This window comes from Streptomyces sp. NPDC043867, from assembly GCF_056435845.1.
Map to the genome: position 1 here is coordinate 105,870 of NZ_JBWKDS010000018.1, position 15,145 is coordinate 121,014.

Here is a 15,145-nt window from a genome sequence, read left to right on the forward strand (position 1 = left end):
ACGAGGAGTCCCGGATAACGCAAGCCGCTTGCATATCTTGCGCTATTCTTGCGCGCATGACGCGACGACTTGCACAGGTGGCCAAGAAGGTCGGGGTCAGCGAGGCCACGGTCAGCCGGGTGCTCAACGGCAAGCCCGGAGTCTCCGACGCCACCCGGCAGGCGGTGCTCTCGGCACTCGACGTCCTCGGTTACGAGAGGCCCACGCAACTGCGCGGCGAACGCGCGCGCCTGGTGGGCCTGGTGCTGCCCGAGCTGCAGAACCCGATCTTCCCTGCCTTCGCCGAGGTGATCGGCGGGGCGCTCGCCCAGCTCGGACTGACACCCGTCCTGTGCACGCAGACCAAGGGCGGTGTCTCCGAGGCCGACTACGTGGAACTGCTGCTCCAGCAGCAGGTTTCCGGCGTGGTCTTCGCGGGCGGCCTGTACGCGCAGGCCGACGCGCCGCACGACCACTACCGCCGGCTCGCGGACCGCAGGATCCCGGTGGTCCTGGTCAACGCGTCCATCGGCCACCTCGGGTTCCCCGGCGTCTCCTGCGACGACGCCGTCGCCACCGAACAGGCCTGGCGGCACCTGGCCTCGCTGGGGCACGAGCGGATCGGGCTCGTCCTCGGCCCCGCCGACCACATGCCCTCGCAGCGCAAACTGGCGGCGGCCCGCGCCTTCGGCGCCGACCTGCCCGACGAGCACATCGCCCGCGCCATGTTCTCCCTGGAGGGCGGACAGGCCGCCGCCACCCGGCTGCTGGACCGCGGGGTCACCGGCATCATCTGCGCCAGCGACCCGCTCGCCCTCGGCGCCGTGCGGGCCGCCCGGCGCAAGGGACTTGCCGTCCCCGCGCAGGTCTCCGTCGTCGGCTACGACGACTCCGCATTCATGAACTGCACCGAACCCCCGCTGACCACCGTCCGCCAGCCCATCGAGGCCATGGGCCGGGCCGCCGTCGAACTGCTGAACGCCCAGATCGGCGGCAGCTCCGTACCGGCCGAGGAGCTCCTGTTCGAGCCAGAACTGGTGGTGCGCGGCTCGACCGCGCAGGTTCCGCGCGGCTGACACCGGCACCCCTGCGAACCCCTGGGCATGACGTCCCGCGCACCCGTGGCGCCCGGCCGCTCCCCGCGTTCCGCAAACGCCGACGCACCGCTGTGCAAACGCGACACCGGCCTCCGGAGGCCCGGTGCAAGCGACGCACCGCTGCGATCCACGCAGCTGTCAAATAATTACGGATTCTGCGCGAGATATTGCGGACAGATGTTGGCGGTGCTTGAGTGTGCGGCGCCAGACACGGCCGCACGCCGCCCGGTGTGCAGCCGTGGGCCTTCCACGCACCTGCCCAAAGGGGTCCACCGATGAGAAGCACCGGGTTCCGCCGTACCTGCACCGCACTCGTGGCCTCGGCCCTCACGCTCAGCGCCGTGAGCGCCTGCGGTTCCGACGACGACAACGCCGCGGGCGGCAAGACCCGCATCACGGTCAACTGCATGCCGCCCAAGAGCGCCAAGGTCGACCGCTCGTTCTTCGAGGCCGACATCAAGGCCTTCGAGAAGCAGAACCCGGACATCGACGTCGTCGCCCATGACGCCTTCCCCTGCCAGGACCCCAAGACCTTCGACGCCAAGCTCGCCGGCGGTCAGATGGACGACGTGTTCTACACGTACTTCACGGACGCCAAGCACGTCGTCGACATCAACCAGGCCGCCGACCTCACGCCGTACGTGAAGGACCTCGACAGCTACGACACCATCCAGCAGCAGCTGCGCGACATCTACACCGTCGACGGCAAGATCTACGGCATCCCGCGCACCGGCTACTCGATGGGCCTGATCTACAACAAGAAGCTCTTCGAGAAGGCCGGCCTCGACCCCGAGAAGCCCCCGGCGACCTGGGCGGAACTGCGCGCCGCGGCCAAGAGGATAGCCGCCCTCGGGGACGGCACCGTCGGCTACGCGGACTACAGCGCCCAGAACCAGGGCGGCTGGCACTTCACCGCCGAGATGTACTCCCAGGGCGGGAACGTGGTCAGCGAGGACGGCAAGAAGGCCGCCGTGGACACCCCCGAGGGCAAGGCCGTCCTGCAGAACCTCAAGGACATGCGCTGGAGCGACGACTCCATGGGCAGCAAGCAGCTCCTCGTCATCAACGACGTCCAGCAGCTGATGGGCTCCGGCAAGCTCGGCATGTACCTCTCCGCGCCCGACAACATCCCGATCCTCGTGAAGGAGAAGGGCGGCGACTACAAGGACCTCGCGCTCGCCCCGATGCCCGGCGGCAAGGGCACGCTCATCGGCGGCGACGGCTACATGTTCAACAAGAAGGCCACCCCGGAACAGATCAAGGCCGGCCTCAAGTGGCTCGACCACATGTTCCTGACGCCCGGAGGCGGCTTCCTCGGCGACTACGCCCGCGCCAAGAAGCACGACGCCCCGGTCGGCCTGCCCGAGCCCCGGCTCTTCACCGGCGCCGCCGACGCCAAGGACCAGGAGATCAAGAAGACCAACGCCAACGTGCCGGTGCGGAACTACCAGCCCTTCCTCGACGGCAACCAGAGCCTGGAGATGAAGATCGAGCCGCCGCACGCCCAGCAGATCTACTCGGTCCTGGACGGCGCCGTCTCCGCCGTGCTCACCAAGAAGGACGCCGACGTCGACCAGCTCCTGAAGGACGCCTCCGGCAAGATCGACTCCATTCTGGCCCGGGGCTGACACCGTTCATGAAGACCGCATCGAAGCCCCCCGCCCCGCCTCCGGCCGCCTTCGTCATGCCGGAGGCGGCGCGGCGGCCGGCCGGGCGCCGGACGGGGAGCCCGTGGCGCCGCCGCCTCGCCGACCAGTCGCGCGCGTACGCCTTCCTGGCCGGCGGCGTGCTCTGCTTCGCGCTGTTCTCCTGGTACCCGGCCATCCGCGCCGTCGTGATCGCCTTCCAGAAGTACACGCCGGGAGCGGACGCGGAGTGGGTCGGCACCGACAACTTCACCCGGGTCTTCCACGACCCCGAGTTCTCCGCAGCCTGGCGCAACACGCTCACCTTCACCGTCATCGCCCTGCTCATCGGCTTCGCCGTCCCGTTCGTCCTGGCGCTCGTCCTGAACGAACTGCGCCACGCCAAGGCCTTCTTCAGGGTCGTCGTCTACCTGCCGGTGATGATCCCGCCGGTGGTCAGCGCGCTGCTGTGGAAATGGTTCTACGACCCCGGAGCGGGCCTCGCCAACGAGGCACTGCGCTTCCTGCACCTGCCGACCTCGAACTGGTCCAACGGCGCCGACACCGCGCTCGTCTCCCTGGTCGTCGTCGCCACCTGGGCCAACATGGGCGGCACCGTCCTGATCTACCTGGCCGCGCTCCAGGGCATCCCCGGCGAGCTGTACGAGGCCGCCGAACTCGACGGCGCCGGCCTCCTCCAGCGCATCCGGCACGTGACGATCCCGCAGACCCGCTTCATCATCCTCATGCTGATGCTGCTGCAGATCATCGCCACGATGCAGGTCTTCACCGAACCCTTCGTGATCACGGGCGGCGGCCCCGAGAACGCGACCGTCACCGTGCTGTACCTCATCTACAAGTACGCGTTCCTCTACAACGACTTCGGCGGCGCCTGCGCGCTCAGCGTCATGCTGCTCGTGCTGCTCAGCGTCTTCTCCGCCCTGTATCTGCGGCTCACCCGCTCGGGAGGCGAGGACGCATGAGCACCCGCACACTCATCTCCCCCCTGACGCTCGCCCGCCCCCGCGGCAGGGCCGTCTACTGGACGGTCTTCACGGGCGTGGTGCTGCTGTTCGCGGTCGCCTTCCTCTTCCCCGTCTACTGGATGGTGTCCGGCGCCATGAAGTCGCCGGACGAGGTCGTGCGCACCCCGCCCACGCTCGTGCCCGACCACTGGCGACTCAGCGGGTACACGGACGCCTGGGACCTGATGGACCTGCCCACCCACCTGTGGAACACCGTCGTCCAGGCCGCCGGCGCCTGGGTGCTGCAACTCGTGTTCTGCACCGCCGCCGCCTACGCGCTCTCCAAACTGAAACCGGCCTTCGGCAACGTGATCCTCGGCGGCATCCTCGCCACGCTGATGGTCCCGGCGCAGGCACTGGTCGTACCGAAGTACCTCACCGTCGCCGACCTGCCGCTGATCCACGCCAGCCTGCTCAACGACCCGCTCGGCATCTGGCTGCCCGCCGTGGCCAACGCCTTCAACCTGTATCTGCTCAAGCGCTTCTTCGACCAGATCCCGCGGGACGTCCTGGAGGCCGCCGAGATCGACGGCGCCGGCCGGCTGCGCACCCTCCGGTCGATCGTGCTGCCGATGTCCCGGCCGGTGCTGGGAGTCGTGTCGATCTTCGCCCTGGTGGCCGTCTGGCAGGACTTCCTCTGGCCGCTGATGGTCTTCTCCGACACCGACAAGCAGCCCATCAGCGTGGCCCTCGTCCAGCTGTCGCAGAACATCCCGCTGACCGTACTGATCGCCTCCATGGTGATCGCCAGCATCCCCATGGTCGTGATGTTCCTGGTGTTCCAGCGGCACATCATCGCCGGGATCAGCGCGGGCAGCACCAAGGGCTGACGCCACCCCCTGAACGGTTTCACAGAAAGGTAGGCACAGTGGGACAGCCTTCCCCTGCCCGCACGCAGGACCAGTGGTGGCGCTCCGCCGTCATCTACCAGGTGTACGTCCGCAGCTTCGCGGACGGCGACGGCGACGGCACCGGCGACCTCGCGGGCGTCCGCGCCAGACTCCCGTACCTCGCCGAACTCGGCGTGGACGCCCTGTGGTTCAACCCCTGGTACCTGTCACCCCTGGCCGACGGCGGCTACGACGTCGCCGACTACCGGGTGATCGACCCCGCCTTCGGGACGCTCGCCGAGGCCGAGAAACTCATCGCCGAGGCACGCGAGCTGGGCATCCGCACCCTCGTCGACATCGTGCCCAACCACGTGTCCGACCAGCACCCCTGGTTCCGGGCCGCGCTCGCCGCCGGACCCGGCAGCCCCGAACGGGAGCTGTTCCACTTCCGGCCCGGCCGCGGCGACCACGGCGAACTCCCGCCCAACGACTGGCCGTCCCAGTTCGCGGGCTCCGCCGAACCCGTGTGGACCCGGCTGCCCGACGGCGACTGGTACCTCCACCTGTTCACGCCCGAGCAGCCCGACCTCAACTGGGCGCACCCCGCCGTCCGCCAGGAGCACGAGGACGTCCTGCGCTTCTGGTTCGAACGGGGCGTCGCGGGCGTACGCATCGACTCGGCGGCGCTGCTCGCCAAGGACCCCGCGCTGCCCGACCACGTCGAGGGCCGGGAGCCGCACCCCTACGTCGACCGCGACGAACTCCACGACATCTACCGCTCCTGGCGCGCCGTCGCCGACGAGTACGGCGGCATCTTCGTGGGTGAGGTCTGGCTCCCCGACAGCGAGCGCTTCGCCCGCTACCTGCGCCCCGACGAGCTGCACACCGCCTTCAACTTCTCGTTCCTCTCCTGCCCCTGGGACGCCGGACGGCTGCGCACCGCCATCGACGAGACCCTCGCCGAACACGCCCCGGTCGGCGCCCCCGCCACCTGGGTGCTGTGCAACCACGACGTGACCCGCACGGTCACCCGCTACGGCCGCGCCGACACCGGATTCGACTTCACCGCCAAGGCCTTCGGCACGCCCACCGACCTGGCACTCGGCACCCGCCGCGCCCGCGCCGCCGCCCTGCTCTCGCTCGCCCTGCCCGGCGCCGTCTACGTCTACCAGGGCGAGGAACTCGGCCTGCCCGAGGCGGAGATACCGCGCGAGCGGATCCAGGACCCGATGCACCACCGCTCCGGCGGGACGGACCCCGGCCGGGACGGGTGCCGCGTACCCCTGCCGTGGACGGCCGACGGGCCCCACGCGGGATTCGGCGGCGAACCCTGGCTCCCGCAGCCGTCCGCCTGGCCCGCGTACGCCGCCGACCGCCAGGCGGAAGACCCCGCCTCGATGCTGAGCCTGTACCGCGAGGCGCTGCGCATCCGCCGCGCCCGGCCCGGCTTCGGCGACGGCCCGCTCGCCTGGCTGCCCGCACCCGACGGCGTCCTCGCCTTCGCCCGCGCGGACGGCCCGCTCTGCGTGGTCAACCTCTCCGCCGCTCCGGCCGAACTCCCGTCACACAGCGAGCTGTTGCTCACCAGTGGCCCGCTCGACGCCGACGGACGCCTTCCCCGGGACACGGCGGCCTGGCTGGTGCCCCCGCAGCGGCAACAAGACGCCCCCCCCCCCCCCCTCCCCCCCCCCCCCCCCCCCCCCCCCCCCCCCCCCCCCCCCCCCCCCCCCCCCCCCCCCCCGCACCACCCGCTGTCCCGGCACCCCCACCACGAAAGGGATCAGCACATGTCCAGATCTGTCGGGCGCATGCCCGCCGCGGCGGCCGCCACTGCCGTCGCCCTCGCGGCAGGCCTGCTCAGCGCCACCACGGCGCATTCCGCGGCCTCGGCCGCGGGCGCCGACCTGCCCTTCACCTCGGTCGAGGCCGAGTCCGCCACCTCCACGGGCACGAAGATCGGCCCCGACCACACCCAGGGCACCCTCGCCTCCGAGGCGTCCGGGCGCCAGGCCGTACGCCTGGCCGCGGGACAGCGCGTCGAGTTCACCGTGCCCCGCGCGGCCAACGCCGTGAACGTCGCCTACAGCGTGCCCGACGGCCAGTCCGGCACCCTCGACGTCTACGTCAACGGCACCAAGCTCGCCAAGTCGCTCCCCGCCACCTCCAAGTACTCCTACGTCGACACCTCCTGGATCGCCGGCGCCAAGACCCACCACTTCTACGACAACGCCCGGCTTCTCCTAGGCCGCGGTGTGCAGGCCGGCGACAAGGTCGCCCTCCAGGCCACGTCCACCCAAGTCACGGTGGATGTCGCCGACTTCGAGCAGGTGGCCGCGGCCGGCACCCGGCCGGCCGGATCGGTGTCCGTCACCGACAAGGGCGCCGACCCCGGCGGCCAGGGCGACTCCACGCAGGCCTTCCGGGACGCGATCTCCGCCGCACAGGGCGGAGTCGTGTGGATCCCGCCGGGCGACTACCGGATCACGTCCTCGCTCCAAGGCGTCGCCAACGTCACCCTGCAGGGTGCGGGCAGCTGGTACTCCGTCGTGCACACCTCGCGCTTCATCGACCAGAGCAACTCCTCCGGAGGGGTCCGCCTCAAGGACTTCGCGGTTTTCGGCGAGGTCACCGAACGGGTCGACTCCAACCCGGACAACTTCGTCAACGGCTCACTGGGACCCAACTCCAGCGTCTCGGGGATGTGGATCCAGCACCTCAAGGTCGGCCTCTGGCTGACCGGCAACAACGACAACCTCGTCGTCGAGAACAACCGCATCCTCGACACCACCGCCGACGGCCTCAACCTCAACGGGAACGCGCGCGGTGTCCGCGTCCGCAACAACTTCCTGCGCAACAACGGCGACGACGCACTCGCCATGTGGTCGCTGTACGCCCCCGACACCAACAGCAGCTTCGAGAACAACACCATCACCCAGCCGAACCTCGCCAACGGCATCGCCGTCTACGGCGGCACCGACATCGGGGTGAAGAACAACCTGATCTCCGACACCAACGCCCTCGGCAGCGGCATCGCCATCTCCAACCAGAAGTTCCTCGACCCCTTCTCGCCGCTCGCCGGGACCATCACCGTCTCCGGGAACACCCTCGTGCGCACCGGCGCGCTGAACCCCAACTGGGGGCACCCGATGGGCGCGCTGCGCGTCGACTCCTACGACAGCGCGATCGAGGCGACCGTCAGCATCACCAACACGACGATCACCGACAGCCCCTACAGCGCCTTCGAGTTCGTGTCGGGCGGCGGACGCGGCCACGCCACCCGGAACATCACGGTCGACGGCGCCACGGTCAACAGGGTCGGCACGGTCGTGGTCCAGGCCGAGACACCGGGCGCGGTCCGCTTCAGCAACGTCCGGGCCACCGGGGTCGGCGCGGCGGGCGTCTACAACTGCCCCTACCCGGCAGCCTCCGGCACCTTCACGCTCACCGACGGCGGCGGCAACTCCGGCTGGGACAGTACCTGGTCCAACTGCAACGCCTGGCCGCAGCCCGGCTCCGGCAACCCCGATCCCGACCCGGCCCGCAACCTCGCCAAGGGCCGCACCGCCACCGCGAGCGGCTCCCAGGACGTCTACACACCGGGCAGGGCCGTCGACGGGGACGCGAACACCTACTGGGAGTCGTCCAACAACGCCTTCCCGCAGAACTGGACGGTCGACCTCGGCTCGACGCAGCCCGCCCGCCGGGTCGTGCTGAAGCTGCCGCCCGCCGCCGCCTGGCAGGCGCGCACCCAGACCCTGTCGGTCCAGGGCAGCACCGACGGCACCAGCTACTCGACGGTGGTGGCGTCCAAGGACTACCGCTTCGACCCGGCGAGCGGGAACACGGTCACCGTGACCCTGCCCGGCGGCACGAACCTGCGCCACCTGCGACTGCACGTCACCGCCAACACCGGCTGGCCCGCGGCCCAGTTCAGCGAGGTGGAGGCGTATCTGTCCTGACCTTCGCCGGTGCCCCGCGCTTCGCCGCCTGGATCCGCTCGTACACATAGGTCGGGTCCGCTAGCCAGGCGAAGCGCGGGGCGACCCGTGTGCACGGGGGTTCCCGTCCCTGTCGGCGGGGCGGCGAATTCCCCGGCCGGGCCAAGTCGTCGCATCCTTGGAACGGGACAGCAGATCCTGCGCCCGGTGAACCTGTCCGGGCAGCGGCGCCACAGAAAGAGGACCTCTCATGACCGTCAGCGACAGCGGCTCCGCCAACGCCCCCCGGGTGCTTCTCGGCACCTGGCCGACACCGTTGGAGGCCGCCCCCCGGCTGGGCGCGCACCTCGGCCTCGGGCCCGAGGACCTGTGGCTCAAGCGCGACGACCTCAGCGGACTCGGCGGCGGTGGCAACAAGGTGCGCAAGCTCGAGTTCAGCTGCGGCCAGGCGCTGAGCCGCGGCGCGACCGTCCTGGTGGCGAGCGGCGGCGCGCAGAGCAACTACGCGCGGCTGACAGCCGCGGCGAGCCGTCGGCTGGGACTGAAGGCCGTGCTGGTCCTGCGGGGGAACGGCCCGCAGGGGCGGACCGGGAATCTGAGCCTCGAAGGGCTGCTGGGGGCGCGCGTCGTGTGGGCCGGGGACGTCGACGCCGCCGGTCTCGACCTCGCCGTGGCCGCCACGGCGGAGGAGCTGACGGAGCAGGGGGAGCGCGTCGAGGTCCTGCCGTTCGGAGGCAGTGACCGCAACGGGGCGCTGGGATACCTCGAAGGGGGCCGGGAACTGCACAACCAACTGCCCGGCGTGGAGCACGTGGTCGTCGCCGCGGGCTCGGGCGGGACCATGGCCGGTCTGGTGGCCGCACTCGGCGCGGAGCGGGTCCTCGGGGTCGACGTGGGTGCGGTGGACGACCTTCCCGCCCGCGTCGCCGCACTGGTGGGCGCGGTGTCGGAGGGCCGTACGGAGGCTTCCGCGCTGCGTCTGCGCCGGGACCAGGCCGGCGCCGGGTACGGGATTCTCACGCCTGCCGCCTCGTCCGCGCTGGAAGCGGCGGCGGTGTGCGAGGGCGTCATCCTGGACCCGGTCTACACCGCCAAGGCCCTGGCCGGTCTCGCGGCGGCCGTGGCGGACGGTGACATCCGGCCGGGCCGGCGCACGGTGTTCGTGCACACGGGCGGGCTGCCCGGACTGTTCGGCCACGAGATCGCCGGTGAACTGGCGGCCAGGGTGGCCCAGAGCCCTGACGCCCGGGAGTCCTGAGGCCCGTATGCCCGGGTGGTGGCGGTGAGCCCTGACGCCCGGGAGTCCTGAGGCCCGTATGCCCGGGTGGTGGCGGTGAGCCCTGACGCCCGGGAGTCCTGACGTCCGTATGCAGGAAGTCCCGACACCCGTACGCCCGGCACAGGGCGCGCCCCTTGGCGGGGAACCCTTCGGCGCCGATGGCCGAAACCGTTGGTCGCATGTACCGCCGTGTTTCACGTGGATGCCACGAGGCCCTTCCCTGACGTTTGGTGCTCTTGGAACACTCCTTTCGCGCACCTTCCCTCAGCATCCGGGCCACCCGTGCCCCGTCAGGACAGAGGTCACCCACCCATGCCCCCAGTGAACCGGCGTCGTTTTCTGCAACTCGCGGGCGGCACCGCGGGATTCACCGCGTTGTCCGACAGCATCGCCAGGGCCGCCTCGATACCCGCCGGGTACCGCAGCGGCACCATCGACGACGTCGAGCACATCGTCGTCCTGATGCAGGAGAACCGTTCGTTCGACCACTACTTCGGTTCGCTGAGAGGCGTGCGCGGCTTCGGCGACCCCCGGGTGGCCACCACGTCGGGAAAGAAGCCGGTCTGGTACCAGTCGGACGGCACCAAGGACGTGCTGCCCTTCCGGCCGGAGGCCGACGACCTGGGGATGCAGTTCATCCAGGACCTCCCGCACGGCTGGAACGACGGACAGGCCGCGTTCAACAAGGGCAGGTACGACAAGTGGGTGCCCAACAAGTCGTCCACGACGATGGCGTACCTGACGCGTGAGGACATCCCGTTCCACTACGCGCTCGCCGACTCGTTCACCATCTGCGACGCCTACCACTGCTCGTTCATCGGTTCCACCGACCCGAACCGCTACTACATGTGGACGGGTTACACCGGCAACGACGGCACCGGCGGCGGTCCGGTCCTCGGCAACGACGAGGCCGGCTACGGCTGGACGACGTACCCCGAGCGCCTGGAGAAGGCCGGGGTCTCCTGGAAGATCTACCAGGACGTCGGCGACGGCCTGGACGCGGCCGGTTCCTGGGGCTGGATCCAGGACGCCTACCGCGGCAACTACGGCGACAACTCGCTGCTGTACTTCGACAAGTACCGCAACGCCAAGCCCGGCGACCCGCTCTACGACAAGGCCCGCACCGGCACCGACGCGCGCAGGGGGGAGGGCTTCTTCGACCTGCTCAAGGCCGACGTCAAGGGCGGGAAGCTGCCGCAGATCTCCTGGATCGTGGCCCCGGAGGCCTTCACCGAGCACCCCAACTGGCCGGCGAACTACGGCGCCTGGTACATCTCCCAGGTCCTGGACGCGCTCACCTCCGATCCGGAGGTGTGGGGCAGGACCGCGCTGTTCATCACGTACGACGAGAACGACGGGTTCTTCGACCACATCGTGCCGCCCTTCCCGCCGCAGTCCGCCGACCGGGGCAAATCCACGGTCGACGTCGGTCCCGACCTGCACAAGGGGGACGCGGGGCACGTCGCCGGACCGTACGGGCTGGGCCAGCGGGTGCCGATGCTCGTCGTCTCACCCTGGAGCAGGGGCGGTTACGTCTGCTCCGAGACCCTCGACCACACCTCGATCCTCCGGTTCATGGAGCGCCGCTTCGGCGTGCACGAGCCGAACATCTCGCCCTGGCGGCGCGCGATCTGCGGCGACCTGAGCTCCGCGTTCGACTTCTCCCGCAAGGACACCGGCCCCGTCGCGCTGCCGGACACCGACGGCTACGAGCCGCCGGACCGCGAACGCCACCCCGACTACGTGCCGACGCCTCCCGCCCACCCCGTCCTGCCCCGGCAGGAGCGCGGTTCCCGGCCCGCGCGCCCGCTCAAGTACGCGCCCTGGGTGGACGGTTCGGCGGACACGGCCGCCGGGAAGTTCACCCTCACCTTCGCCTCGGGCGCCCAGGCCGGCGCCGCCTTCCTCGTCACCTCGGGCAACCGCACCGACGGGCCGTGGAGTTACACCACCGAGGCGGGCAAGTCCGTCTCGGACACCTGGAACTCTGCGTACTCCGGCGGCTCGTACGACCTCACGGTGCACGGGCCCAACGGCTTCCTGCGCACCTTCCGGGGCCCCGGCAAGGTGGCGGGCCCCGAGGTGAGTGCCCGGCACGTGGGGGACGACGTGGAACTCACCTTCACCAACAAGGGCTCCGGCACGGTGAGTCTCCGGCTCACCGACGGCTACGGCGGCCGGGCGCGCACGTTCCGGGTGCGGGCCGGGGCGACCGTGAAGCACCGGGTCGACCTGCGGGCGAGCAGGCGCTGGTACGACCTGGAGGTCGTGTCCGAGGCGGATCCGGCGTTTGTGCGGCGGTTCGCCGGACATGTCGAGAACGGTCGTCCGGGGGTCAGCGACCCGGCGATCGTCACCGCGTGATGGTTACCCGGGCGCCCGTTCCTTTCCGTCCCGAGCGAGGTAGTGTGCCCCGGTGACCACGCATTCGAACACACCTGCAGGTTGGTACCCGGATCCCCACGGGGCGGCCCAGACGCTGCGTTACTGGGACGGCTCCCAGTGGACCCAGCACACCAACACCGACCAGCAGGGGCAGAGCGCGCCCGCGGTTCCGCAGCAGGCGCCCGCGGTTCCGCAGCAGGCGGTTCCGCAGCAGCCGGCCCAGCAGCCGGCGTACGGGGGCCAGCAGGCCCAGCAGGCGTACGCCGGCCAGCCCGTACAGCAGGCCCCCGCGGGTGCCGACCCGCGCGTGCAGCGTCAGGTGCAGCAGCAGGCCGGGGTGGCCGGCGGCGGCGCCGGGGGCGGGACCCTGTTCAGCGAGCCGGTCCTGGTGGTGAACCAGAAGGCCAAGCTGATCGAGCTGACCAACGAGTACAAGGTCATGGACCAGCAGGGCAACCAGCTCGGTTCGGTCGTCCAGGTCGGGCAGAGCGCCCTGAAGAAGATTCTGCGGTTCGTCGCCAGCATCGACCAGTTCATGACGCACAAGCTGGAGATCCGCGACGCGTACGGTCAGCCGCAACTGCTGCTGACCCGGCCCCGCAAGTTCCTGAAGTCGCGGGTGCTCGTGGCGCGTCCGGACGGACAGCCCGTCGGCGAGATCGTGCAGCAGAACATGATCGGGAAGATCAACTTCGCGATCAACGCCGACGGCCGGCAGGTCGGCGCGATCAAGGCGGAGAACTGGCGCGCCTGGAACTTCGCGATCGTCGACCACGCGGACAACGAGGTCGCCCGGATCACCAAGACCTGGGAAGGCCTCGCGAAGACGCTGTTCACGACGGCCGACAACTACGTCCTGCAGATCCACTACCAGCTCCCCGAGCCCCTGTTGAGCCTGGTCGTGGCGACCGCGCTGACGGTCGACACGGCGCTCAAGCAGGACTCCCGCGGACTGGGCTGACCCGCACGACGCCGCTGACCCGCACCACGCCGACGGCGGCCGCACCGACGTGACGCGTCGGTGCGGCCGCCGTTCGCTGTTCCGGCGCCTCGCGGCACCTACAGCCGGGTGAGGTGGCGCCTCGTGCGGCGGGCCGACTGCCGGGGCACGAGCGCCGGCTCGCACGCCGCCGACCCGGGCTCCAGCGCCAGCACCGCGGCGACGGGGTGGTCGTCCGCCACGGCGGGTTCGGGCGCCCAGCGCGACAGCGTCACGACACCCCAGGCCGCTACCGCCGCCCCCGTCGCGGCCAGCAGGACACCCAGCGCGCCGTACTGGAGCCGTTCGCCGAGCAGGGACAGGCCGATCGCCGCGGCGGCGACCGGGTTGGCCAGCGTCACCACCGCGAGCGGCGCGCCGAGTCCGCCCCGGTAGGCGGTCTGCGACAGCAGCAGCCCGCCCGTCGCGAACGCGGCGACCAGGAGCGCCACCACCACGACCTCGACGCTGAGCAGCGGTCCGCTGCGGTCCGTCGCGGCGACGGTCACCGTCTGGGTGAGCGCCGAGGCGACACCCGACGCGAAGCCGGACGCGCTCGCGTGCCGCAGGCCGGGCCGGGCGCCCGGCCGGGACAGGCCGCCGATGACCACCGCGGTCGCGGCGGACACGCCCAGCGCCTGCGGCACGCTCAGGATGTCGTCCGGCGCGGGGCCCGAGGCGGTGACCAGCAGGGCCGCCAGGCCGATCAGCGTGAGCGCCGTGCCCCGCCACTCGACCGCGCTGACCCGGCGCCCGGCCACCCGGGCCCCCAGCGGCACCGCGGCCACCAGCGTGAGGGCGCCGAGCGGCTGGACGAGGGTGAGCGGTCCGTACTTGAGGGCCGCGACGTGCAGCAGCGCGGCGGCCGCGTTGAGGGTCACCGACCACCACCAGGCGCCGTCGCCGAGCAGCCGCAGGAGGCCGGTGCCGGCGCTCTTGGCGGCCAGCCGCTCCTGGGCCACCGCGGCGGCGGCGTAGGCCACCGCGGAGAACAGCGACAGGACCACGGCGACGAGGGTGGCGCTCATCGTCCTGCCCCCACGAGCTCCGGCAGGGACTCCGTCGCACTCTCGGCGTCCGCCGCGGGACGGGTACGGCCCGCGGTCGTCAGCGTCCGGTGCGGCAGGTGGATCACGGCGAGCGCGATGCCGAGCAGCGCGGTGGCCACGATCGCGTCGAGCCAGTAGTGGTTCGCCGTGCCGACGATCACCAGCAGGGTCAACAGCGGATGGAGCAGCCACAGCCACCGCCACCGGGACCTGGTCGCCGCGATCAGGCCGACCGCGACCATCAGCGCCCAGCCGAAGTGCAGCGACGGCATCGCCGCGAACTGGTTCGCCACCGAGTCGGTCGCGGGCCGCGCCCCGTACACGGTCGGTCCGTAGACCTGCCCGGTGTCGACGAGTCCCGCCGTGGCGAGCATCCGGGGCGGGGCGAGGGGGAAGGTGAGATGCAGCACGAGGGCGGCGGCGGTGACCGCGGCGAGGACCCGGCGGGACCACACGTAGTGGGCGGGACGCCGCAGGTAGAGCCAGATCAGGAAGGCCGCGGTGGCCGGGAAGTGGACGGTCGCGTAGTAGGTGTTCGCGAGGTGCACGAGCGTGTCGCTGTGCAGCAGCGCGCTCTGCACGGCGCCCTCGCCCGGCAGGTGCGCGGCCCGCTCCCAGTCCCACACGTGGCCGGCGTTGCGGAAGGCCTCGGCGGTGTGGCCGTCGGCCAGCTGCCGGCCGGCCTTGTAGACGACGAAGAGTCCGACGACGAGCAGGAGCTCACGGACGAGAGGCGGGCGCACGAGGGTGTCGCGCGTCGCCGACGGTGCCGGCCGCGCGGTGATGTGCCGCTGGTGTGTCCGGCGTATGGCCGCGTCGGGCGGCCGATCTGCAGGCTCGGTCTGGGAATTCATCCCCCGGCCCCTTCGCTGACGGTCTTGCGTGGGGTGGTGCGCGGTGAGCCCAGGGCAAGGTCCACTCCGGGGGAGTGGGTCCTGTCCAGGACTCATCGATACGCC

Annotated in this window: 10 protein-coding genes and 1 pseudogene; 9 read left to right on the plus strand and 2 right to left on the minus strand. The window is 71.1% G+C overall.

The window, feature by feature from the left end:
• Window positions 1-56: 56 nt before the first annotated feature.
• From AC069T_RS19580 to AC069T_RS19620, 9 genes and pseudogenes are all read left to right on the plus strand, one after another.
• Complete coding sequence (locus AC069T_RS19580; RefSeq protein WP_478783944.1) at window positions 57-1,055, plus strand: LacI family DNA-binding transcriptional regulator; 999 nt, start codon at window positions 57-59, stop codon at window positions 1,053-1,055.
• Window positions 1,056-1,351: 296 nt separating this feature from the next.
• Window positions 1,352-2,704 carry an ABC transporter substrate-binding protein gene (locus AC069T_RS19585; RefSeq protein WP_478783945.1) on the plus strand — a complete coding sequence of 451 codons (1,353 nt, stop codon included), beginning with the start codon at window positions 1,352-1,354 and terminating at the stop codon, window positions 2,702-2,704.
• 8 nt (window positions 2,705-2,712) lie between these two features.
• Entirely contained in the window at window positions 2,713-3,684 is a 972-nt protein-coding gene (locus tag AC069T_RS19590) for a carbohydrate ABC transporter permease (protein WP_478783946.1), read from the plus strand.
• Entirely contained in the window at window positions 3,681-4,556 is an 876-nt protein-coding gene (locus AC069T_RS19595) for a carbohydrate ABC transporter permease (protein WP_478783947.1), read from the plus strand. Before AC069T_RS19590 ends, AC069T_RS19595 begins: the two co-directional genes overlap by 4 nt.
• 38 nt (window positions 4,557-4,594) lie before the next feature.
• Window positions 4,595-6,196: pseudogene (locus AC069T_RS19600) on the plus strand (glycoside hydrolase family 13 protein); the annotation flags it as partial.
• A 147-nt stretch (window positions 6,197-6,343) separates the two neighbouring features.
• Entirely contained in the window at window positions 6,344-8,515 is a 2,172-nt protein-coding gene (locus tag AC069T_RS19605) for a discoidin domain-containing protein (protein WP_478783992.1), read from the plus strand.
• Between the two features lie 229 nt (window positions 8,516-8,744).
• Window positions 8,745-9,752: a pyridoxal-phosphate dependent enzyme gene (locus AC069T_RS19610; protein WP_478783948.1), complete on the plus strand. Its 1,008-nt coding sequence runs from the start codon at window positions 8,745-8,747 to the stop codon at window positions 9,750-9,752.
• 333 nt (window positions 9,753-10,085) lie between these two features.
• Window positions 10,086-12,137: a phosphocholine-specific phospholipase C gene (locus AC069T_RS19615; protein WP_478783949.1), complete on the plus strand. Its 2,052-nt coding sequence runs from the start codon at window positions 10,086-10,088 to the stop codon at window positions 12,135-12,137.
• A 52-nt stretch (window positions 12,138-12,189) separates the two neighbouring features.
• Window positions 12,190-13,119, plus strand: coding sequence for an LURP-one-related family protein (locus AC069T_RS19620; RefSeq protein WP_478783950.1), 930 nt, complete (start codon window positions 12,190-12,192; stop codon window positions 13,117-13,119).
• A 98-nt stretch (window positions 13,120-13,217) separates the two neighbouring features.
• On the opposite strand, the gene AC069T_RS19625 is transcribed toward AC069T_RS19620, so the two are convergent.
• Window positions 13,218-14,165 (minus strand): DMT family protein, encoded by a 948-nt coding sequence (locus AC069T_RS19625; protein ID WP_478783951.1) that lies wholly within the window; start codon window positions 14,163-14,165, stop codon window positions 13,218-13,220.
• Window positions 14,162-15,040 carry a phosphatase PAP2 family protein gene (locus AC069T_RS19630; RefSeq protein WP_478783952.1) on the minus strand — a complete coding sequence of 293 codons (879 nt, stop codon included), beginning with the start codon at window positions 15,038-15,040 and terminating at the stop codon, window positions 14,162-14,164. The genes AC069T_RS19625 and AC069T_RS19630 overlap by 4 nt, the downstream gene beginning before the upstream one ends.
• Window positions 15,041-15,145: the final 105 nt, after the last annotated feature.

Bases quoted from the DNA above. Each gene is read 5' to 3' on its own strand.
- AC069T_RS19580 (WP_478783944.1), top strand. From the start codon at position 57: ATGACGCGACGACTTGCACAGGTGGCCAAGAAGGTCGGGGTCAGCGAG.
- AC069T_RS19585 (WP_478783945.1), top strand. From the start codon at position 1,352: ATGAGAAGCACCGGGTTCCGCCGTACCTGCACCGCACTCGTGGCCTCG.
- AC069T_RS19590 (WP_478783946.1), top strand. From the start codon at position 2,713: ATGAAGACCGCATCGAAGCCCCCCGCCCCGCCTCCGGCCGCCTTCGTC.
- AC069T_RS19595 (WP_478783947.1), top strand. From the start codon at position 3,681: ATGAGCACCCGCACACTCATCTCCCCCCTGACGCTCGCCCGCCCCCGC.
- AC069T_RS19605 (WP_478783992.1), top strand. From the start codon at position 6,344: ATGTCCAGATCTGTCGGGCGCATGCCCGCCGCGGCGGCCGCCACTGCC.
- AC069T_RS19610 (WP_478783948.1), top strand. From the start codon at position 8,745: ATGACCGTCAGCGACAGCGGCTCCGCCAACGCCCCCCGGGTGCTTCTC.
- AC069T_RS19615 (WP_478783949.1), top strand. From the start codon at position 10,086: ATGCCCCCAGTGAACCGGCGTCGTTTTCTGCAACTCGCGGGCGGCACC.
- AC069T_RS19625 (WP_478783951.1), bottom strand. From the start codon at position 14,165: ATGAGCGCCACCCTCGTCGCCGTGGTCCTGTCGCTGTTCTCCGCGGTG.
- AC069T_RS19630 (WP_478783952.1), bottom strand. From the start codon at position 15,040: ATGAATTCCCAGACCGAGCCTGCAGATCGGCCGCCCGACGCGGCCATA.